This is a genomic window from Phenylobacterium sp. (genome assembly GCF_046463815.1).
Taxonomy (GTDB): domain Bacteria; phylum Pseudomonadota; class Alphaproteobacteria; order Caulobacterales; family Caulobacteraceae; genus Phenylobacterium.
The window spans coordinates 26,004-40,686 of the sequence record NZ_JBKBRO010000004.1; the positions used below are offsets into that span (position 1 = coordinate 26,004).

Consider the following 14,683-nt stretch of genomic DNA (forward strand, 5'->3'; position numbering starts at 1 on the left):
GGTGCGTCGCGATGGCTAAGCGCGTCCCCATTTCAGCAGCCAAGGCGCTCGCCGACGCCCAGGGCCTGCGCCAAGTCGTAGTGCTCGGCTTCGACGGCGAGCGCATCCACGTCGTCAGCTACGGCGTGACGAAGGCGGACTGCGCCCATGCCGCCAAGTCCGCCACCTGGGCGATGTCCGCCCTCACCTCTCCCACCGCCATCGCTGACCTCCCCGACGAGGATCGGCTCGGAGCCGACGCATGAAGCCCGTCGTCATTGTCGCCGGCCTCGGCCGCTGCGGCACCACCCTGACCATGAACATGCTGGCCGCCGGGGGCATCCCGGGCGCCGGGCGCGCTCCGGCATACGAGCCGGACGAGATCAAGGGCGATATCGATCCGGCGTGGCTCGACGCCCAGGCCGGTCGCTGCGTGAAGCTCCTGGACGCTCACGGCGGCCAGTTGCCGCCCATGACGGCCGCCTCGACGCCGCGCCGCGTCCTCTGGCTCGACCGCGACCCCGTCGAGCAGGCCAAGAGCCAGGCCAAGATGGCCGTCACGCTCGGCGGCTTCGCAAAGCCGAACCGCGCGCACATGCGGCGCTGGATCGCCGGTCTGCCGCAGGACCGCCGCCGAGCTCGTCTGGCCCTGGTCGCAGCCGGCTGCCCCATCGAGCGTGAGTTCAAGTTCGAGCAGCTCCTCAAGGATCCTGAGACGGTCGCGCGAAAGCTGGCGGACTGGCTGCGGCCCGACTTCGGCGACCTCGACGAGGAGGCGATGGCCCGCGTCGTGATCCCGCGCTCGCCGCGGTGCGCGCCGGACCTGAGCCTTGAGGTCCGGCTGATCGAAGAAGCTGAGAGGGCGGCCGCATGACCGCCCAGCGCTGCGGGTCCTACCCGCTGATGAACCTCGCCCAGGACTATGACGTCGACTACGGCGACCTCTTGACCTGGGCCGATTTTCTCCGCTGCGACCGGCTCGGCATCGAGATGTCGCAGGGCCGCTACCAGGCGCTCGACCGGGCCATCCACCGAATGACGTTGCGGATCGGGCGGGCTGAACAGCTCGACCTCCTGCATGCCCTGGTCGCCCACGCCAACGCCCGCTGGGGACAGCCGCCGCAGGAGTTCGCGCCCCTGATCGTGACGGAGGCCGCCGATGCGTGAGCGGCCGATACTGTTCTCGGCGCCCATGGTCCGCGCGATCCTGGAAGGCCGGAAGACGCAGACGCGGCGGGTGATCAAGGGCGTACCGTCCTGGGACCACTACGGCCGAGACATCATGGACTGGGGCCTCTCGGGCATCCACCAAGAGACCTACGACCCGAACAACCCTATCGCTCGCACCGACCGCTGGCACCTCGACGTGCAGACAGACGTGGACGATCACAGCCGCCGCGTCATTCGCTGCCCCTATGGCGCCCCTGGCGACCAGCTCTGGGTGCGGGAGGCGTGGTGCGAGGCGGATACGCCTAGCGGCTTCGCCTACGCGGCGGACGCGCCGGGCGATCCTCGTGGGATGGGGTGGCGGCCATCCATCCACATGCCCCGCTGGGCCTCCCGCATCACCCTCCGCATCACCGACGTGCGGGTCGAGCGGCTGACCGACATCAGCGAGACGGATGCCCAGGCCGAGGGCGTCTTCCCGGCAGCGGTCTACGGCGGGAAGACGGTGAGCTGGCTCCCGACGCCCGATCACAGGGAGCGCTTCTTCGAGACCGCCAGCGCCGCCTTCCGAGCTCTCTGGGAGCAGATCAACGGCCGCGGCTCCTGGGAGGCCAACCCGTGGGTCTGGGTGGTCACGTTCGAGCGGGTGACGCCGTGAGCCGGTACAAGCCCACCAGCCGCGCGGTCCCGATCCTGCGCCACCTCGCCGACCACGGGCGCTCGACCTTCGCCGAGTTGCTGGCGCTGATCCAGCACCCGGAGAACCGGCGCCGCCGCAAGCTCAAGGTCCGGGGCATCCTCCGCGCCCTCGACGCCGACGGTTTCGTGACCATGACCGGCGGGCTCTACGTCGTCACCCCGACCGGGATGGACGCGCTCGCCGTCCTCGAGGCCGGGCACGCCGTCGACACCGCCCCCACCACCTACTTCCGCACATTCGAGAGAGCAGCATGACCCGAGACGAACTCGGCACGCGCATCCGCGCCATCATCTCCGACCACTACAAGTCCAGCACCGGCTTCGACCACGAGGTCACCGACGCGACCACGCTCGCCGACCTCAACTACGACAGCCTGGACCTGATCGAGGTCACCATGGCCGTCGAGGACGAGTTCGAGACCGAGCTCAACGACGCCCGCGTGGCCGACCTCCGCACCGTCGCGGACGTGATCGCCTACGTGGCCGGCGTGCTCGGCCTCAGCGGCGCGGAGGCGGCGCCGAAGCGCAGGGCCAGACCTGCCGAGGTCAGGGAGGCGGACGCGGCATGACCCGCCTCCGCATCCTCGACCTCTACTGCGGCGCGGGCCTGGTCGCCGACGGCCTCCTGGCCGCCGGCTGGGAGGTGGTCGGCGTCGATCTCCTCGACCAGCCCCGCTACCCGGGCCCGTTCATCAAGGCCGACGCGCTCAGCCTGGATCAGCGCTTCATCCGCTCCTTCGACGCGGTCTGGGCCAGCCCGCCGTGCCAGTTCGGGACCGCGCTGCGTCACGCGCCGAACGGGAAGGAGCACCTGAACCTCATCCCGGCCACGCGAGAGCTGCTGCAGGCGTCCGGCCTGCCCTACGTGATCGAGAACGTCGAGAGCCCGGCCGTGCGGGCCTGCATGATCGATCCGGTGCGGCTCTGTGGCTCGATGTTCGGGCTAGGCGTCGAGGCTGGGGGCGTGACGTACCAGCTCAGGCGCCATCGTCTGTTCGAGACCAACTGGCCGCTGGCAAGGCTCGAATGCGCCCACCGGAGCCCCGTGATCGGGATCTACGGCGGCCATGCGAGGAACCGCGCCGCCCGGGCCGGCGGGCGCGGCACCGCCGATTTCGTCGGCCTGGAGAAACGCCCGCTGATGCTGGGCGCCATGGGTCTGGTCGACCGGGGCTTCACCACGGACGAGATCAGCCAAGGCGTCCCGCCGGCGTTCAGCGAGTTCATCGCGATCCAGCTCCGGCGGCACATCACCACGCAACGGAGGGCGGCATGAGGCGGACCCCTAATCCCTCCCCAGGAGACCAGACATGAGCGGTGAGAAGCTGACGATGACGCTCAATCTGCCGGCTCGGGAGATGGCGGCGGTCGAAAAGTGGGCGGCCGAGCACGACATGTCGAAGACGCAGGTTCTGCGGTGCGCGCTGCGCCTCTACGACCTCGTGAACCATCGCATCAAGGACGGCGAGACGCTTCACTTCAGCGGCGACGCTGACCGAACGGCGCTGTTCCTGGGGCTCGGGTTTTACACCCCGTCCACCCAAGGGACCGACCGCAATGTGTAACGCCTGCGGCTTCCTCTGTTGCGCATACGACGGCTTCTCAGGCTGCGGCTGCGACCATTGTCCCGAATCCGCCTGCTGGACGGATGAGGACGAGTTCTACGACGACGACGAGGATGACTTCGACTTCGGCCCCGTCGCCCGACCGGCGCTGATGCGTTGCCGGCCCGTCACCGAGGTCGCCGAAGCCCGCGCCCTCCTCTCCCAACAAGGGGAGAAGACCAGTGGGTGAGAGGCTGTCCGACCTGTTCTGGCTCGTGCTGCATGAGCCGGGCTGCGTGCCGGTACGGAAAGGGCCGTGGCCGATGAAGCAGACCGCCAAGGTGCTGCGCGAGTTCATGCGTGCCAGGCCAGCGGCCATCATCGACTACGTGACGATGGGGCCGGACGGCCCGGACTTCGAACACGGCCCCACAGCACTTCAGATCGCCGACGGGCGCTCGATGAACTTCGGCCGTCGCCACAACAAGCGAGTGGCAGATGAATGGCGCGCCGCCCTCCAACCCAAGGACACCGAGAATGGCTGAGACCGTGGAGATGAAGCCGTGCCCGAATCCGTGGTGCACGTCGAAGGCGCTTCCACTGCCGGTCTTCCTCAAGCGCGAGGGGTGGCGCGTCTATTGCGCCTGCGGCGTTGCTACGTTTCGCGTCGCATCCAAAGACGAAGCCATCGCCTCCTGGAACCGCCGCGCCTCTCCCCCTCCCACGGTGGACGCTGAAGAGGTGGAAAAGCTGCTCGTTGAGCACGTCCGCAAGATCAACCGCGTCGTGGCGGCCGGGATGCATGAAGGCAACGCCATACGGGAAGCCGCCCGCGAAATCCTCGCCCTTCTCCCCGCCCCTGGAGAGGTAGAGCGGCTGAGAGAGGCGCTGGAGCGGATCAACAGCGAGTGCCGCGTCAGCTCCAAGGAGTTCGTCGGCCGAGGACCCGCCTTTGCGCTGTCGAAGGCTCGGCGCGCTGTCGAGATCGCCTACGCCGCCCTCAAGGAGACCCGAGATGCTGAGTGAACGCGATCTGGCGCTTTTCGAGCGCATGGGGCACGCGCCCCCGACAGATGAGCTTGAATCGTTGGTCTGGTCGCGGATGCTCGACGCCGCCCGAGAAGCGGGCTACCGCGCGGGGTGGAACGACCGGGAAAGCGACCTGATCGCCGGTGTGGACCGGATATATCCCGACGCCGCCCGCTCAGAAGCCAAGCCCTCGGGGGATATGGGCGGCCTGCGGGACATCTTTGAGCGGCCTTTCGACGGTGAGGACGATCCCCGCATTCGGGTCGCTCAATGCATCACCCGAGCCGAAGCCGAGGCCGTTCTGGAGCACCGTGGAGACATGATTGCCGCCCTCGCCACCCCCACCACCAAGGAAGGGGAAGGGTAGATGCGCTGTCCCTACTGCAACGGGACGGGCGAGCTTATCGCCCACGGCCCAGGTCCCCTGATACGCGCAGCTCGTGATGCGCGACAACTCCGCCAAGAGGACGTTGCGACGCGCGCCGGGATCAGTCGCGCTCAGCTCGCCAACATCGAAAGCGGTCGCAGCGACATACCGACCGGGACGCTCATGCGGATCGCGGCGGCGATGGATATGAGGGCCGGAGACCTTCTGCCATGAGCGAGTACGACGTGTTCGGCCAGTGCCGGAAATGCCGCGAGAACACGGTGTTCTGCATTTGCCCGAAGCCCTCGCTCACCACGGAGCCTCTAATGGCTGACACCGAAGAACTGGTGGGCCGGCGGCGCGTGGAGATCGCGGCGCTGTTCGCAGGCTTCCACGAGCCTGATTTCAAAACCGCCGGCCCGGAAACTCTGCGCCAGTGGGTTGCGGCCATCAAGAACGCAGATCGCGTTCTCGCCATGCTGCCGGATGTCTCCTCCCTGGAGAAAGAGCGGGATGAGGCGCGGGCGGCTCGCGACGAAGCCGCGCGCTTGATGTCGCAGTACGCCCGCGAAGCTGGCGAGGCGACCGGCAGGCTGGAAATGTCCGAGGCCGTCGGGATCGTGGACGGCTGGAGAGAACGCGCCACTACCGCCGAATCCCAACGAGACACCGCCCTAGCTCTAGTACGTAGGATGGTGGAGGGGATGGAGCCGTTCGGCGAGGCCAGTGCGCACCTGCACCCATCACAGCCCGACGACGGCGTGACGCTGGATGGCATCGAGGTTCGCCACTGGCGCCGCGTAGCCGCTCTCCTCTCTGAAGCTCAAGGCTTGGTGAATGGAGACGCGCCGTGAAGATCTCCTACAACATGGACGAGGCCGCCCGGGCCCTGGGATGCTCCAAGCGCAAGGTCTATGACCTCGTTAGCCGGGGCGAGTTGACGACGTTCAAGTTCGCAGGCCGGACGCTTATCCGCGCCGACGTGCTGCAGCGCGCGATCGACCGGGCCAGCGGGGGCAAGGCCGCCTAGCCTGGCCTGATGAACGGCCTGACGTTGGCGCCCGCCCGTTCGGCCAGGAAGCCGGCCCAGGCCTCCATGAGCTTCCGGCGCTTCAGCAGCGCGTCGCCACGGCGGTAGGCCCGCTCGGTCTCGTCCCCGACGAGATGCGCCAGGGCGGCCTCAATCGTCTCCTTGTCGAAGTTCGTGCAATCCCCGGCCCAGTCCCGGAACGTCGACCTCATGCCGTGGACGGTGGCCCTTCCCTGCAGGCCGAGATCGTCCAGCACCCTCTCCATCGCCGCCGTGCTCAGCGGCTTGCCCGGCCGCCACAGGCTGGGGAACACCCACGCCCCCGGCTTGCCCCCCTCGGGCGGCGTCGCGGCTTCGAGCACGGCCAGCGCCGCCGGCGACAGCGGAACTCGGTGCTCCCGCCTTTTCTTCATCCGCTCTTTCGGGACCGTCCAGACCTTGGCGTCCAGATCCATTTCCGACCAGACGGCGAAGATCGTCTCGGACGTCCGCGCCGCGGTCAGGACGGTGAACTCCAGCGCCTTGGCCGCCATGCCCTCCTTCTCCCGCAGCCGCGCCATGAAGGCCGCCGCCTCGCCGTAGGGGAGCGCCTTGTGGTGACGCACCGGCGTCGCGCGCTTGGTCAGGAGGTGCTCGAGGTGGCCGTTCCACCGCGCCGGGTTCTCCCACGGCGAGGAGATCAGGCCCCTGGCCCTGGCGGCATCCAGCACGGCCTCAATCCGCATCCGCATCCGCCGGCCGGTTTCGGGGCGGGTCGTCCAGTACGGTTTCAGCGCGGCCAGGACGTCCTCGGTCGTGATCTCGGCCGGCGGCTTGTCCTTCATCTTGCCGACCCAGCCGGTCAGCATGCGGACCCAGGCCGCCCTCGCCTTCTCGGCCTTGGGCGCGAGCACGGGGGCGATCTCCTCGGCCCACTGCGCGAAGGTCCGGGGCGCTGCGGCCGCGGCCTCTGCGGCCTGGCGCTCGCGCTCCCGCCTCCGCTCCTCCACGGGGTTCTGGCCAGCGACGAGCTGCTTCCGCGCCTCATCCCGCGCGGTCCTGGCCTCGGCGAGACCGACATCCTGCGCCGATCCCAGCCCCATCTCGGTCCGCTTGCCGAGGCGGTGGAACACGAACACCCACCGCTTGGCCCCATCGGCTCCGATTCGGAGGTAGAGGCCGCCGCCGTCCCCGTACCAGCCCGGCGCCTTCGCGCGCCTCACTCCGAGGTCGGTCAGGCGGTTCAGCGAGCGGGTGGCCATCCTAAGTCCGTCCTAAGTTCCGTCCTAAGTTTCAGCCGTGCTTTAGGTGCGCGGATATGCACGACGGCGCGCACGCTTGACCATGAGGCCTTGACGCGCAAGGGGTTTTTCGCGCGGCCATGCGCCACCGTTCGCCCTCCTGCGAACTCTGCCCGGGGAGCCATCGAGACCTAGCCTTCCCCACATCCCAGGTCTTTGCTCGCGGCCTGCCGCTACCAGACCCCCACGTTCGGCATCGACGCCCAGGGCTCGGCCGGCGGCAGGGCGTCGCCCGCCTGCAGCAGTTCGATCGAGATGTTGTCCGGCGAACGCACGAAGGCCATGCGGCCGTCCCGCGGCGGACGGTTGATGACGACGCCCCCGTCCTTCAGCCGCTGGCAGACGGCGTAGATGTCGTCCACCGCATAGGCCAGGTGGCCGAAGTTGCGGCCGCCCTCGTAGGCCTCGGGGTCCCAGTTGTAGGTCAGCTCCACCAGCGGCGCCTTGCGCGCCTTGGCCAGCTCCTCGTCGCCAGGCGCGCAGAGGAACACGAGCGTAAAGCGGCCCGCCTCGTGCTCGCTGCGGTACAGTTCCTTAAGGCCGAGCTTGTCGCAGTAGAAGTCGAGGGAGTCCTCGAGGTTGGTCACCCGGACCATGGTGTGGAGGTATCGCACCGCCGCTCTTTCCTATACTATGTAAACCGTAGCCGAACGAGTCGCGCTAGGCGCGAGCGAACGATGTTCACAATCCAGGCTCGTTCTGCGACCAATAGTTCTACGCCCGCGGCGTGACGGCAAATTCATTTGCTCTCGCATAACGGCGGCATCACAAGCGCGAGGGGCACAGAATCCTTCGCGCGCTCGGCCGGTCGCGGAAGCTGCGAAGGCCCTGGGGGATTTGATCTTGCGACGCCTGAAACCGCAGTACGCCTTCATCCTCGCCGTCATCGGGGTCGCGGTGCTGTACTTCCTGGTCCGCTCGCTGTTCGGCGGCGGCGAGACGCCGAACGCGGCCGAGGCCAAGACCGCCGAGGCCCTGCCCAGCGTGCAGGCCACCCTGACGCCCGAAACCGCGCGCGAGGTCGACGTGGTGCTGCGCGGCCGCACCGAGGCCACCCGCGCCGTCGTCGTCCGGTCCGAGACGGCCGGCGTCGTGGCCGCCACGCCCGCCGCCGAAGGGTCCTTCGTCCGCAAGGGCCAGGTGCTCTGCCGTCTAGCGGTGGACGCGCGCCAGGCCAGCCTGGACCAGGCCCGCGCCAACCTCCGCTCCCGCCAGCTCCAGCGCCAGGCGGCGCAGCAGCTCGCCGAGAAGGGCTACCGCTCGCAGACCCAGGTGCTCGAGGCCCAGGCCGCGCTCGACGCCGCCCAGGCCCAGGTGCGCCAGGCCGAGATCGCCCTGTCGCAGGTCGACATCCGCGCGCCGTTTGCCGGCGTGTTCGACAGGCGCGACGCCGAGATCGGGACCTACCTCGCGCCCGGCCAGGCGTGCGGCACGATGATCGAACTCGACCCGCTGCTGGTGGTGGGCGACGTGCCCGAGACGGACGCGGCCAAGCTGCGCCTGGGCGCCCCCGCCTCGGCCACCCTGATCTCGGGCCAGAAGCTGACCGGCAAGGTCCGCTACGTGGCCCGCGACGCCGACCCGCAGACCCGCACCTACCACGTGGAGGTCATCGTTCCGAACCCGGGCCTGGATGTCCGCTCGGGCCTCTCGGCCGAACTCAAGATCGCCGCGGGCATGGGCGCGGCCCACATCGTCCCCGTCTCGTCCCTGGTGCTGGACGCCAGCGGCCGCCAGGGGGTGCGCTACGTCCTGGCCGACAACCGCGTGGCCTTCGCGCCGGTGACGGTGCTGGAGGAAACCCCGCAGGGTCTGTGGGTCGAGGGCCTGTCGGGGCCCGTCCGCGTCATCACGGTCGGCCAGTCGTTCGTGGCCGACGGCCAGAAGGTTCGGGTCGTCGCGGCGCGCTGACGCCTCGGGGACCCTGGAGAGCAAGCGATGATCGGCGCCCTGATCGACGGAGCCATCAAGCGGCGGAAGGTGGTGCTGGGCGTGACGCTCATCGCGGCCCTGTTCGGCTTCTTCGTCTACCTGGGGATGCCCCGGGAGTCGGAGCCGGACATCGACCTGCCCTACATCTCGGTCGTCGTCCCCTACCCCGGCGTGAGCCCGGAGGACGCCGAGCGGCTGCTGGTGAAGCCGCTGGAGGTCGAGCTCCAGACCATCCAGGGCATCAAGTCGATGAACGCCGTGGCCCGCGAGAGCGTGGCCGTGGTGACGCTCGAGTTCGAAGCCGACTTCGACAAGGACAAGGCGCTGGAGGACGTCCGCGCCAAGGTGGACCTCGCCCGCGGCAAGTTCCCGCCCGACGCCGAGGAGCCGATCATCGAGGAGATGAACTTCTCGGCCGATCCGATCATCGGCATCGTCATCTCCGGCGCCGCGCCCGAGCGCGAGCTGCACCGCGTCTCCCGCGCGCTGAAGGAGCGCCTGGAGGGCACGCCCGGCGTCCTCGAGGTCTACATGAGCGGCGGCCGCGAGGAGGTGCTTGAGGTCACCATCGATCCCGTGCGGATGGAGACCTACAACGTCACCACCGGCGAACTCGCCCAGGTGATCGGCCGCAACAACCAGCTCGTCCCCGCGGGCAGCCTGCGCTCGGGCCCGGGCCAGTTCGCGGTGAAGGTGCCCGGCGTGGTCGAGGAACCGGCCGACATCCTGGCCCTGCCGATCAAGAAGAACGGCGACCGCCTCGTCACCGTGGGCGACATCGGCGAGGTGCGCCGCACCTTCAAGGAAGCAAGCTCGATCAGCCGCTTCAACGGCCATCCCGCCTTCATCCTCGAGGTCTCCAAGCGCGGCGGCGCCAACATCCTCGAGACCGTGGAGGTCGTGAAGGGCGTGGTGAAGGCCGAGTCCGCCCGTTGGCCCTCCACGGTGAAGGTCGACTACATCTACGACGAGTCCGAGTTCATCGGCCGCACCCTGGTGGTGCTGGAATCCGGCCTGCTGATGGCCAGCCTGCTCGTCACCCTGATCATCGTGGCGAGCCTCGGCATCCGCCAGGGCCTGATGGTGGGCGTCGCCATCCCGATCTGCTTCCTGCTCGCCTTCCTGATGATCAACGGCATGGGCGTGACGCTGAACCAGATGGTCATGTTCGGCATGGTGCTGGCCGTGGGCATCCTGGTGGACGGCGGCATCGTGGTCGTGGAGTACGCCGACCGGAAGATGGCCGAGGGCCTGCCCAAGGAGGCCGCCTTCGCCGCGGCCGGCAAGCGCATGTTCTGGCCGGTGGTGAACGGCACCCTGACCACGCTGTGCGCCTTCGTGCCGTTCATGTTCTGGAACTCGATCGCCGGGAAGTTCATGAGCTTCCTGCCGCTGACCCTGTTCTTCGTGCTGGGCGCCTCGATCTTCGTGGCCCTGATCTTCACGCCCGCCCTCGGCTCGATCTTCGGCCGTAAGGCCGCCGTGGACGAGGAGGAGCTGGCCGAGATCATGAAGTCCGAGCACGGCGACCCGCGCCAGATGAGGGGCTTCATGGGCTGGTACGCGCGGACCATCACCATGCTGGGAGCCCATCCGACCCGCACCCTGGCCGCCGCCGCGGTCATCGTCCTGGCCATCGCGATCTGGTTCAAGGAGACCAAGCACCGGACGGAGTTCTTCTTCGAGGCCGATCCCGAGTTCGTCTCGGTGTTCGTCAAGGCCCGCGGCAACCTCTCGCCCGAGGCGCAGAACGACCTGGTGGCCCAGGTCGAGAGCCGCCTGACCGGCGTGAAGGGCATCGAGTCCTTCTATGTCCGGGCCGGCGGCTTCACGAGCAACGGCGGCCCGAACTCGGCCCCCAACGACACCATCGGCCGCATTCGCGTGGACTTCCTCGACTACGAGGGCCGCAAGGCGCTCGGCCTGCGCGGCAAGGACATCGAGACCGAGATCCGCAAGCGCGTGACCGACATCCCCGGGCTGCAGATCGAGGTGCGCGGCCCGCAGAACGGCCCGCCGATCGGCAAGGACGTGCAGGTCCAGCTCCAGAGCCACGACCCGGCCGCCCTGAACGCCGCCGCCGACCTCGTGAAGGCCAAGCTCGCCGCCGACCCGCAACTGATGGAGCTGGAGGACAACCGCACCTCGCCCGGCATCGAGTGGAACCTGGCCGTCGACCGCGAGGCGGCCGGCCGCTACGGCGTCGACGTCCTGTCGGTGGGCCAGACCATTCAGTTCCTGACCGGCGGCGTGCTGATGGGCCGCTTCCGCCCCGACGACGCCGAGGACGAGCTGGACATCCGCGTCCGCTTCCCGGCCTCGGCCCGGAACGTGGGCGCCTTCAACCAGCTCAAGATCACCACGCCGCAGGGCCCGGTGCCGGCCAGCTACTTCATCAAGCGCGTGCCGGCCCAGCAGGTCACCCAGATCCAGCGCCGCGACGGCCAGCGCATCGTCATCGTCCAGGCCAACGCCGTCGAAGGCGTCGCCGCCAACCAGAAGATCGCCGACCTCAAGCCCTGGCTGGAGAAGGCGCCGATCGACCCCTCCGTGCGCTGGAAGTTCAGCGGCGCCGACGAGGAGGGCCAGGAGGCGGCGCAGTTCTTCATGGCCGCCATGGCCGCCGCGCTGTTCATGATGTTCGTGATCCTGCTCTGGCAGTTCAACAGCTTCTACGGCGTGCTGGTGACGCTCTCGGCGGTGATCCTGTCCACCGTAGGCGTGCTGCTGGGCGTGCAGGTGAACCTGCTGCACACCTTCGACTACATCTCGGTGATCATGATGGGCACGGGCGTCGTCGCCCTGTTCGGCGTCGTCGTGGGCCACAACATCGTGCTGGTGGACACCTTCTACCACCTGCGTCACGAGGGCTACACGGCGGACGAGGCCGCGGTCCGGGCCGCCGCCCAGCGGTTCCGGCCGGTGCTGCTGACCACCCTGGTGACGGTGGTGGGCCTGCTGCCCCTGATGTTCCAGATCCACCCGAACTTCCGCACCGGCCACATCGAGTACCAGGCGCCGGGCTCGGAGTGGTGGGTGCAGCTTTCGGCCTCGGTGGTCTGGGGCCTGTCGTTCGCCACCCTGCTGACCCTGGTGCTGACGCCGGTCATGCTGGCCGCGCCCCGGGTCTATTCCCGGCGCTTCGGCTGGCTGCGCGAGAAGCTCGGCTGGGGTCCGCGCAAACGCCCGGCGCCGGTGATGCTGGGCGATGACTTCCCCAAGGCCGCCGAGTAGCCGTGGCGCTGGCCCACCGGATCGCCACGACCGCCGACCTGCCCGCCCTGGAGGCGGTGATGGAGGCCGCCATCGGCGAGCTGCAAAAAGGCTACCTGGCGCCTGAGCAGATCGCCTCCAGCCGCATGATCATGGGCCTGGACCGCCAGCTCGTGGCCGACGGAACCTACTTCGTCGTCGAGGCGGACGGCCGCCTCGCCGGCTGCGGCGGCTGGAGCCGGCGGGCCACGCTCTACGGCGGCGACCACACCCCCGGCCGCGACGCCGCCCTGCTGGACCCGGCCACCGAGCCCGCCCGCGTACGGGCCATGTACACCCATCCCGACTTCGCCCGGCGGGGCGTCGGGCGGCTGATCCTTTCGCTCTGCGAGGACGCGGCGCGGGCCGAGGGCTTCGGCCGCCTGGAGCTGATGGCCACGCTCTCCGGCCTGCCCCTCTACACGGCCTTCGGTTTCGAGCCGATCGAGGCCATCGAGGACGCCCGCGGCGGCGCGCCCGTGCCGCTGGTGCGGATGGGGAAAAGCATCTAGCCCTGGCGGGTCTGACGCCGCCACAGCGCGGCGTACTCCCCGCCGTTGGCCAGCAGGGCCTCGTGGGTCCCGCGCTCGACGATCCGCCCGCGTCGGAGCACCAGGATCAGGTTGGCGTCGGCGATGGTGGACAGCCGGTGGGCGACCACCAGGGTCGTGCGCCCCGCCCTCACCTTGCGCAGCGTCTCCTGGATGGCCGCCTCGGTGGGACCGTCCAACGCGCTGGTGGCCTCGTCGAGGATCAGCAGGCGGGGGTCGGCCAGCAGGGCGCGGGCGATGCCGACCCTCTGGCGCTCGCCGCCCGACAGCTTCAGGCCCCGCTCGCCGACGCGGGTGGCCATGCCGTCCGGCAGGCCGTCGATGAAGGGCCCAAGCTCGGCGGCGTCGGCGGCGGCGCGCACCTCGGCCGGCGTCGCCTCGGGCCGCGAGAACGCGATGTTGGCGTAGAGGGTGTCGTTGAAGAGGGCCACGTCCTGGGGCACCAGGGCCACCGTCCGGCGGATGGCGGCGAGCTTCACCTGGCGCATGTCCTGGCCGTCGATGAGCACCGCGCCCTCCTGCGGATCGATCAGCCGCATGGCCAGCCGGATGGCGGTGGTCTTGCCCGCGCCCGAGGGGCCGACCAGGGCCACGGTCTGCCCCGGCTGGGCCTCGAAGCTCACGTCGATCAGCCCGACCGACCGGGCGTCGTGACGGAAGCTCACCCGGTCGAAGGCGATGGCCGCGCCCCGCCCCGTGGCCGGCGGCAGATCGCGGGCGTTCGGCGCATCGACGATCTCGGGGCGGATGTCGCGCAGGGCCACCATCTGCTCCATGTCGATCAGGCCCTGGCGGATCTCGCGGTACTGAAAGCCCAGCATGCCGAGCGGCGCGTAGAGGCCCGACAGCAGGAAGATGGCCGTGGTCACGTCGCCGATGCGCAGGTCCCCGCCGGCGACCTGCATCCCCGCCATGACGGTCATGGCGGCCAGGCCCACGTTGAGGATCAGGGCCTGGGCGGCGTTCAGCAGGTTGAGCGAGCCGTTGGCGCGGGAGCTGGCGTCCACATAGCGGGCCATGGCCTGGGCGTAGGTGTCCACGAGGCGGGGCTCGGCGCCGAAGGCCTTCAGGGTCTCGTAGTTGATCAGCGCGTCCGACGAGAGGCCGGCGGCCCGCGTCTCGGCCTCGTTCAGCTCGCGGCGGTGTTCCAGGCGCCAGTCGGTGATCTTGAAGGTGATGACGGCGTAGAGGACGAGGGTGACCAGGGCGGTGGCCGCGAACCGCCAGTCCAGCCGCACGACCATCACGGCCATGGCCAGGACCAGCTCGACGGCCGTCGGGCCCAGGCTGAAGACCAGGCTGCGGATCAGGAAGTCGGTGGCGCGCGCGCCCCGGTCGATCACCCGCGAGAGCGCGCCGGTCTGCTTGGTCTGGTGGAAGTCGAGGGAGAGCGAGAGGGCGTGACCGAAGCTCTCGACGGCGGCGCGGGCCATGGTGGACTGCGAGACGCGGGTGAAGATGGCGTCCCGCGCGTAGGGCGCGCAGGCGGCGACAAGCCGGAGCGCCGCGAAGCCGATCGCCAGGCCCACGAACTGCGCGCCGACCAGGACCGCGCCCTGCCCGGTCGGCGTCAGGGTGTTGATGGCGTCGCCCAGCAGCACCGGGGCCAGCACCCCGGCCAGCTTTCCCGCGAACACCAGGACGAGGGCCGCCGTGATCCGCAGCCGAGGCTGAGGCGCGCCCGAGCGCATGACGAGGCGGCCGAGATCGGCCATCGAGCCCCAGAAGTCGAAGGCCGTCCCCGCGGGCGCGACCGAACCGGGCCCGCCGAAGCGGGCGTGGGCCATGTGGGCATGGGCCAAGGCGGCTAGGCCCCGACCGTGGCGCGGGAAACGAAATGCGGGAACACGGCT

Annotated in this window: 21 protein-coding genes; 18 read left to right on the top strand and 3 right to left on the bottom strand. The window is 69.5% G+C overall.

Going from position 1 to position 14,683, the window contains the following annotated elements; all coding sequences use genetic code 11:
* The first annotated feature begins 11 nt into the window (after positions 1-11).
* The 15 genes from ACK4TT_RS03310 to ACK4TT_RS03380 are packed head-to-tail and all read left to right on the top strand — an operon-like array spanning position 12 to position 5,815.
* Positions 12-245 carry a hypothetical protein gene (locus ACK4TT_RS03310; protein WP_410212427.1) on the top strand — a complete coding sequence of 78 codons (234 nt, stop codon included), beginning with the start codon at positions 12-14 and terminating at the stop codon, positions 243-245.
* Positions 242-853 carry a hypothetical protein gene (locus tag ACK4TT_RS03315; protein WP_410212428.1) on the top strand — a complete coding sequence of 204 codons (612 nt, stop codon included), beginning with the start codon at positions 242-244 and terminating at the stop codon, positions 851-853. Before ACK4TT_RS03310 ends, ACK4TT_RS03315 begins: the two co-directional genes overlap by 4 nt.
* Positions 850-1,146, top strand: coding sequence for a hypothetical protein (locus ACK4TT_RS03320; RefSeq protein WP_410212429.1), 297 nt, complete (start codon positions 850-852; stop codon positions 1,144-1,146). The genes ACK4TT_RS03315 and ACK4TT_RS03320 overlap by 4 nt, the downstream gene beginning before the upstream one ends.
* Positions 1,139-1,804: a hypothetical protein gene (locus ACK4TT_RS03325; protein ID WP_410212430.1), complete on the top strand. Its 666-nt coding sequence runs from the start codon at positions 1,139-1,141 to the stop codon at positions 1,802-1,804. Before ACK4TT_RS03320 ends, ACK4TT_RS03325 begins: the two co-directional genes overlap by 8 nt.
* Positions 1,801-2,100 (top strand): hypothetical protein, encoded by a 300-nt coding sequence (locus ACK4TT_RS03330; RefSeq protein WP_410212431.1) that lies wholly within the window; start codon positions 1,801-1,803, stop codon positions 2,098-2,100. Before ACK4TT_RS03325 ends, ACK4TT_RS03330 begins: the two co-directional genes overlap by 4 nt.
* Complete coding sequence (locus ACK4TT_RS03335) at positions 2,097-2,414, top strand: acyl carrier protein (protein ID WP_410212432.1); 318 nt, start codon at positions 2,097-2,099, stop codon at positions 2,412-2,414. Before ACK4TT_RS03330 ends, ACK4TT_RS03335 begins: the two co-directional genes overlap by 4 nt.
* On the top strand, positions 2,411-3,121 hold the full coding sequence (locus ACK4TT_RS03340; protein ID WP_410212433.1) for a hypothetical protein: 711 nt from the start codon (positions 2,411-2,413) through the stop codon (positions 3,119-3,121). Before ACK4TT_RS03335 ends, ACK4TT_RS03340 begins: the two co-directional genes overlap by 4 nt.
* A gap of 34 nt (positions 3,122-3,155) precedes the next feature.
* Complete coding sequence (locus ACK4TT_RS03345) at positions 3,156-3,410, top strand: hypothetical protein (RefSeq protein ID WP_410212434.1); 255 nt, start codon at positions 3,156-3,158, stop codon at positions 3,408-3,410.
* Positions 3,403-3,639 (top strand): hypothetical protein, encoded by a 237-nt coding sequence (locus ACK4TT_RS03350; RefSeq protein WP_410212435.1) that lies wholly within the window; start codon positions 3,403-3,405, stop codon positions 3,637-3,639. Before ACK4TT_RS03345 ends, ACK4TT_RS03350 begins: the two co-directional genes overlap by 8 nt.
* Positions 3,632-3,934, top strand: a complete 303-nt coding sequence (locus ACK4TT_RS03355; protein ID WP_410212436.1) for a hypothetical protein — start codon at positions 3,632-3,634, stop codon at positions 3,932-3,934. Before ACK4TT_RS03350 ends, ACK4TT_RS03355 begins: the two co-directional genes overlap by 8 nt.
* A complete protein-coding gene (locus tag ACK4TT_RS03360; protein WP_410212437.1) occupies positions 3,927-4,415 on the top strand; it encodes a hypothetical protein in 489 nt (162 codons plus the stop codon). The genes ACK4TT_RS03355 and ACK4TT_RS03360 overlap by 8 nt, the downstream gene beginning before the upstream one ends.
* Positions 4,405-4,785 (top strand): hypothetical protein, encoded by a 381-nt coding sequence (locus ACK4TT_RS03365; RefSeq protein ID WP_410212438.1) that lies wholly within the window; start codon positions 4,405-4,407, stop codon positions 4,783-4,785. The genes ACK4TT_RS03360 and ACK4TT_RS03365 overlap by 11 nt, the downstream gene beginning before the upstream one ends.
* Positions 4,786-5,019 (top strand): helix-turn-helix domain-containing protein, encoded by a 234-nt coding sequence (locus ACK4TT_RS03370; protein WP_410212439.1) that lies wholly within the window; start codon positions 4,786-4,788, stop codon positions 5,017-5,019.
* Positions 5,016-5,639, top strand: coding sequence for a hypothetical protein (locus tag ACK4TT_RS03375; RefSeq protein ID WP_410212440.1), 624 nt, complete (start codon positions 5,016-5,018; stop codon positions 5,637-5,639). The genes ACK4TT_RS03370 and ACK4TT_RS03375 overlap by 4 nt, the downstream gene beginning before the upstream one ends.
* The gene (locus tag ACK4TT_RS03380) at positions 5,636-5,815 is read left to right on the top strand and encodes a helix-turn-helix domain-containing protein (protein WP_410212441.1); all 180 of its coding nucleotides are present in this window, start codon (positions 5,636-5,638) and stop codon (positions 5,813-5,815) included. The genes ACK4TT_RS03375 and ACK4TT_RS03380 overlap by 4 nt, the downstream gene beginning before the upstream one ends.
* Here the strand turns inward: ACK4TT_RS03380 and ACK4TT_RS03385 are convergent.
* Together ACK4TT_RS03385 and ACK4TT_RS03390 are read right to left on the bottom strand one after the other, a co-directional pair.
* Positions 5,812-7,056, bottom strand: coding sequence for a tyrosine-type recombinase/integrase (locus tag ACK4TT_RS03385; RefSeq protein ID WP_410212442.1), 1,245 nt, complete (start codon positions 7,054-7,056; stop codon positions 5,812-5,814). The two genes, ACK4TT_RS03380 and ACK4TT_RS03385, sit on opposite strands and share 4 nt — an antisense overlap.
* Positions 7,057-7,268: 212 nt before the next feature.
* Complete coding sequence (locus tag ACK4TT_RS03390) at positions 7,269-7,709, bottom strand: VOC family protein (RefSeq protein ID WP_409641231.1); 441 nt, start codon at positions 7,707-7,709, stop codon at positions 7,269-7,271.
* Positions 7,710-7,938: 229 nt separating this feature from the next.
* Between ACK4TT_RS03390 and ACK4TT_RS03395 the strand changes: the two genes are divergently transcribed.
* From ACK4TT_RS03395 to ACK4TT_RS03405, 3 genes are read left to right on the top strand one after another with little or no spacing between them, the layout of a single operon-like run.
* Positions 7,939-9,006, top strand: a complete 1,068-nt coding sequence (locus tag ACK4TT_RS03395) for an efflux RND transporter periplasmic adaptor subunit (RefSeq protein WP_409641234.1) — start codon at positions 7,939-7,941, stop codon at positions 9,004-9,006.
* 27 nt (positions 9,007-9,033) lie between these two features.
* Positions 9,034-12,261: an efflux RND transporter permease subunit gene (locus tag ACK4TT_RS03400; protein ID WP_409641237.1), complete on the top strand. Its 3,228-nt coding sequence runs from the start codon at positions 9,034-9,036 to the stop codon at positions 12,259-12,261.
* Positions 12,262-12,263: 2 nt separating this feature from the next.
* The gene (locus ACK4TT_RS03405) at positions 12,264-12,791 is read left to right on the top strand and encodes a GNAT family N-acetyltransferase (RefSeq protein WP_410212443.1); all 528 of its coding nucleotides are present in this window, start codon (positions 12,264-12,266) and stop codon (positions 12,789-12,791) included.
* On the opposite strand, the gene ACK4TT_RS03410 is transcribed toward ACK4TT_RS03405, so the two are convergent.
* Positions 12,788-14,617 (bottom strand): ABCB family ABC transporter ATP-binding protein/permease, encoded by a 1,830-nt coding sequence (locus ACK4TT_RS03410; protein WP_410212496.1) that lies wholly within the window; start codon positions 14,615-14,617, stop codon positions 12,788-12,790. The genes ACK4TT_RS03405 and ACK4TT_RS03410 overlap by 4 nt on opposite strands.
* Between the last annotated feature and the right edge of the window lie 66 nt (positions 14,618-14,683).

Excerpts from the sequence above, each read along its gene's own strand:
- ACK4TT_RS03310 (WP_410212427.1), top strand. The coding sequence starts at position 12 with ATGGCTAAGCGCGTCCCCATTTCAGCAGCCAAGGCGCTCGCCGACGCC.
- ACK4TT_RS03315 (WP_410212428.1), top strand. The coding sequence starts at position 242 with ATGAAGCCCGTCGTCATTGTCGCCGGCCTCGGCCGCTGCGGCACCACC.
- ACK4TT_RS03320 (WP_410212429.1), top strand. The coding sequence starts at position 850 with ATGACCGCCCAGCGCTGCGGGTCCTACCCGCTGATGAACCTCGCCCAG.
- ACK4TT_RS03325 (WP_410212430.1), top strand. The coding sequence starts at position 1,139 with ATGCGTGAGCGGCCGATACTGTTCTCGGCGCCCATGGTCCGCGCGATC.
- ACK4TT_RS03335 (WP_410212432.1), top strand. The coding sequence starts at position 2,097 with ATGACCCGAGACGAACTCGGCACGCGCATCCGCGCCATCATCTCCGAC.
- ACK4TT_RS03340 (WP_410212433.1), top strand. The coding sequence starts at position 2,411 with ATGACCCGCCTCCGCATCCTCGACCTCTACTGCGGCGCGGGCCTGGTC.
- ACK4TT_RS03345 (WP_410212434.1), top strand. The coding sequence starts at position 3,156 with ATGAGCGGTGAGAAGCTGACGATGACGCTCAATCTGCCGGCTCGGGAG.
- ACK4TT_RS03350 (WP_410212435.1), top strand. The coding sequence starts at position 3,403 with ATGTGTAACGCCTGCGGCTTCCTCTGTTGCGCATACGACGGCTTCTCA.
- ACK4TT_RS03360 (WP_410212437.1), top strand. The coding sequence starts at position 3,927 with ATGGCTGAGACCGTGGAGATGAAGCCGTGCCCGAATCCGTGGTGCACG.
- ACK4TT_RS03365 (WP_410212438.1), top strand. The coding sequence starts at position 4,405 with ATGCTGAGTGAACGCGATCTGGCGCTTTTCGAGCGCATGGGGCACGCG.
- ACK4TT_RS03370 (WP_410212439.1), top strand. The coding sequence starts at position 4,786 with ATGCGCTGTCCCTACTGCAACGGGACGGGCGAGCTTATCGCCCACGGC.
- ACK4TT_RS03375 (WP_410212440.1), top strand. The coding sequence starts at position 5,016 with ATGAGCGAGTACGACGTGTTCGGCCAGTGCCGGAAATGCCGCGAGAAC.
- ACK4TT_RS03385 (WP_410212442.1), bottom strand. The coding sequence starts at position 7,056 with ATGGCCACCCGCTCGCTGAACCGCCTGACCGACCTCGGAGTGAGGCGC.
- ACK4TT_RS03400 (WP_409641237.1), top strand. The coding sequence starts at position 9,034 with ATGATCGGCGCCCTGATCGACGGAGCCATCAAGCGGCGGAAGGTGGTG.
- ACK4TT_RS03410 (WP_410212496.1), bottom strand. The coding sequence starts at position 14,617 with ATGGCCCACGCCCGCTTCGGCGGGCCCGGTTCGGTCGCGCCCGCGGGG.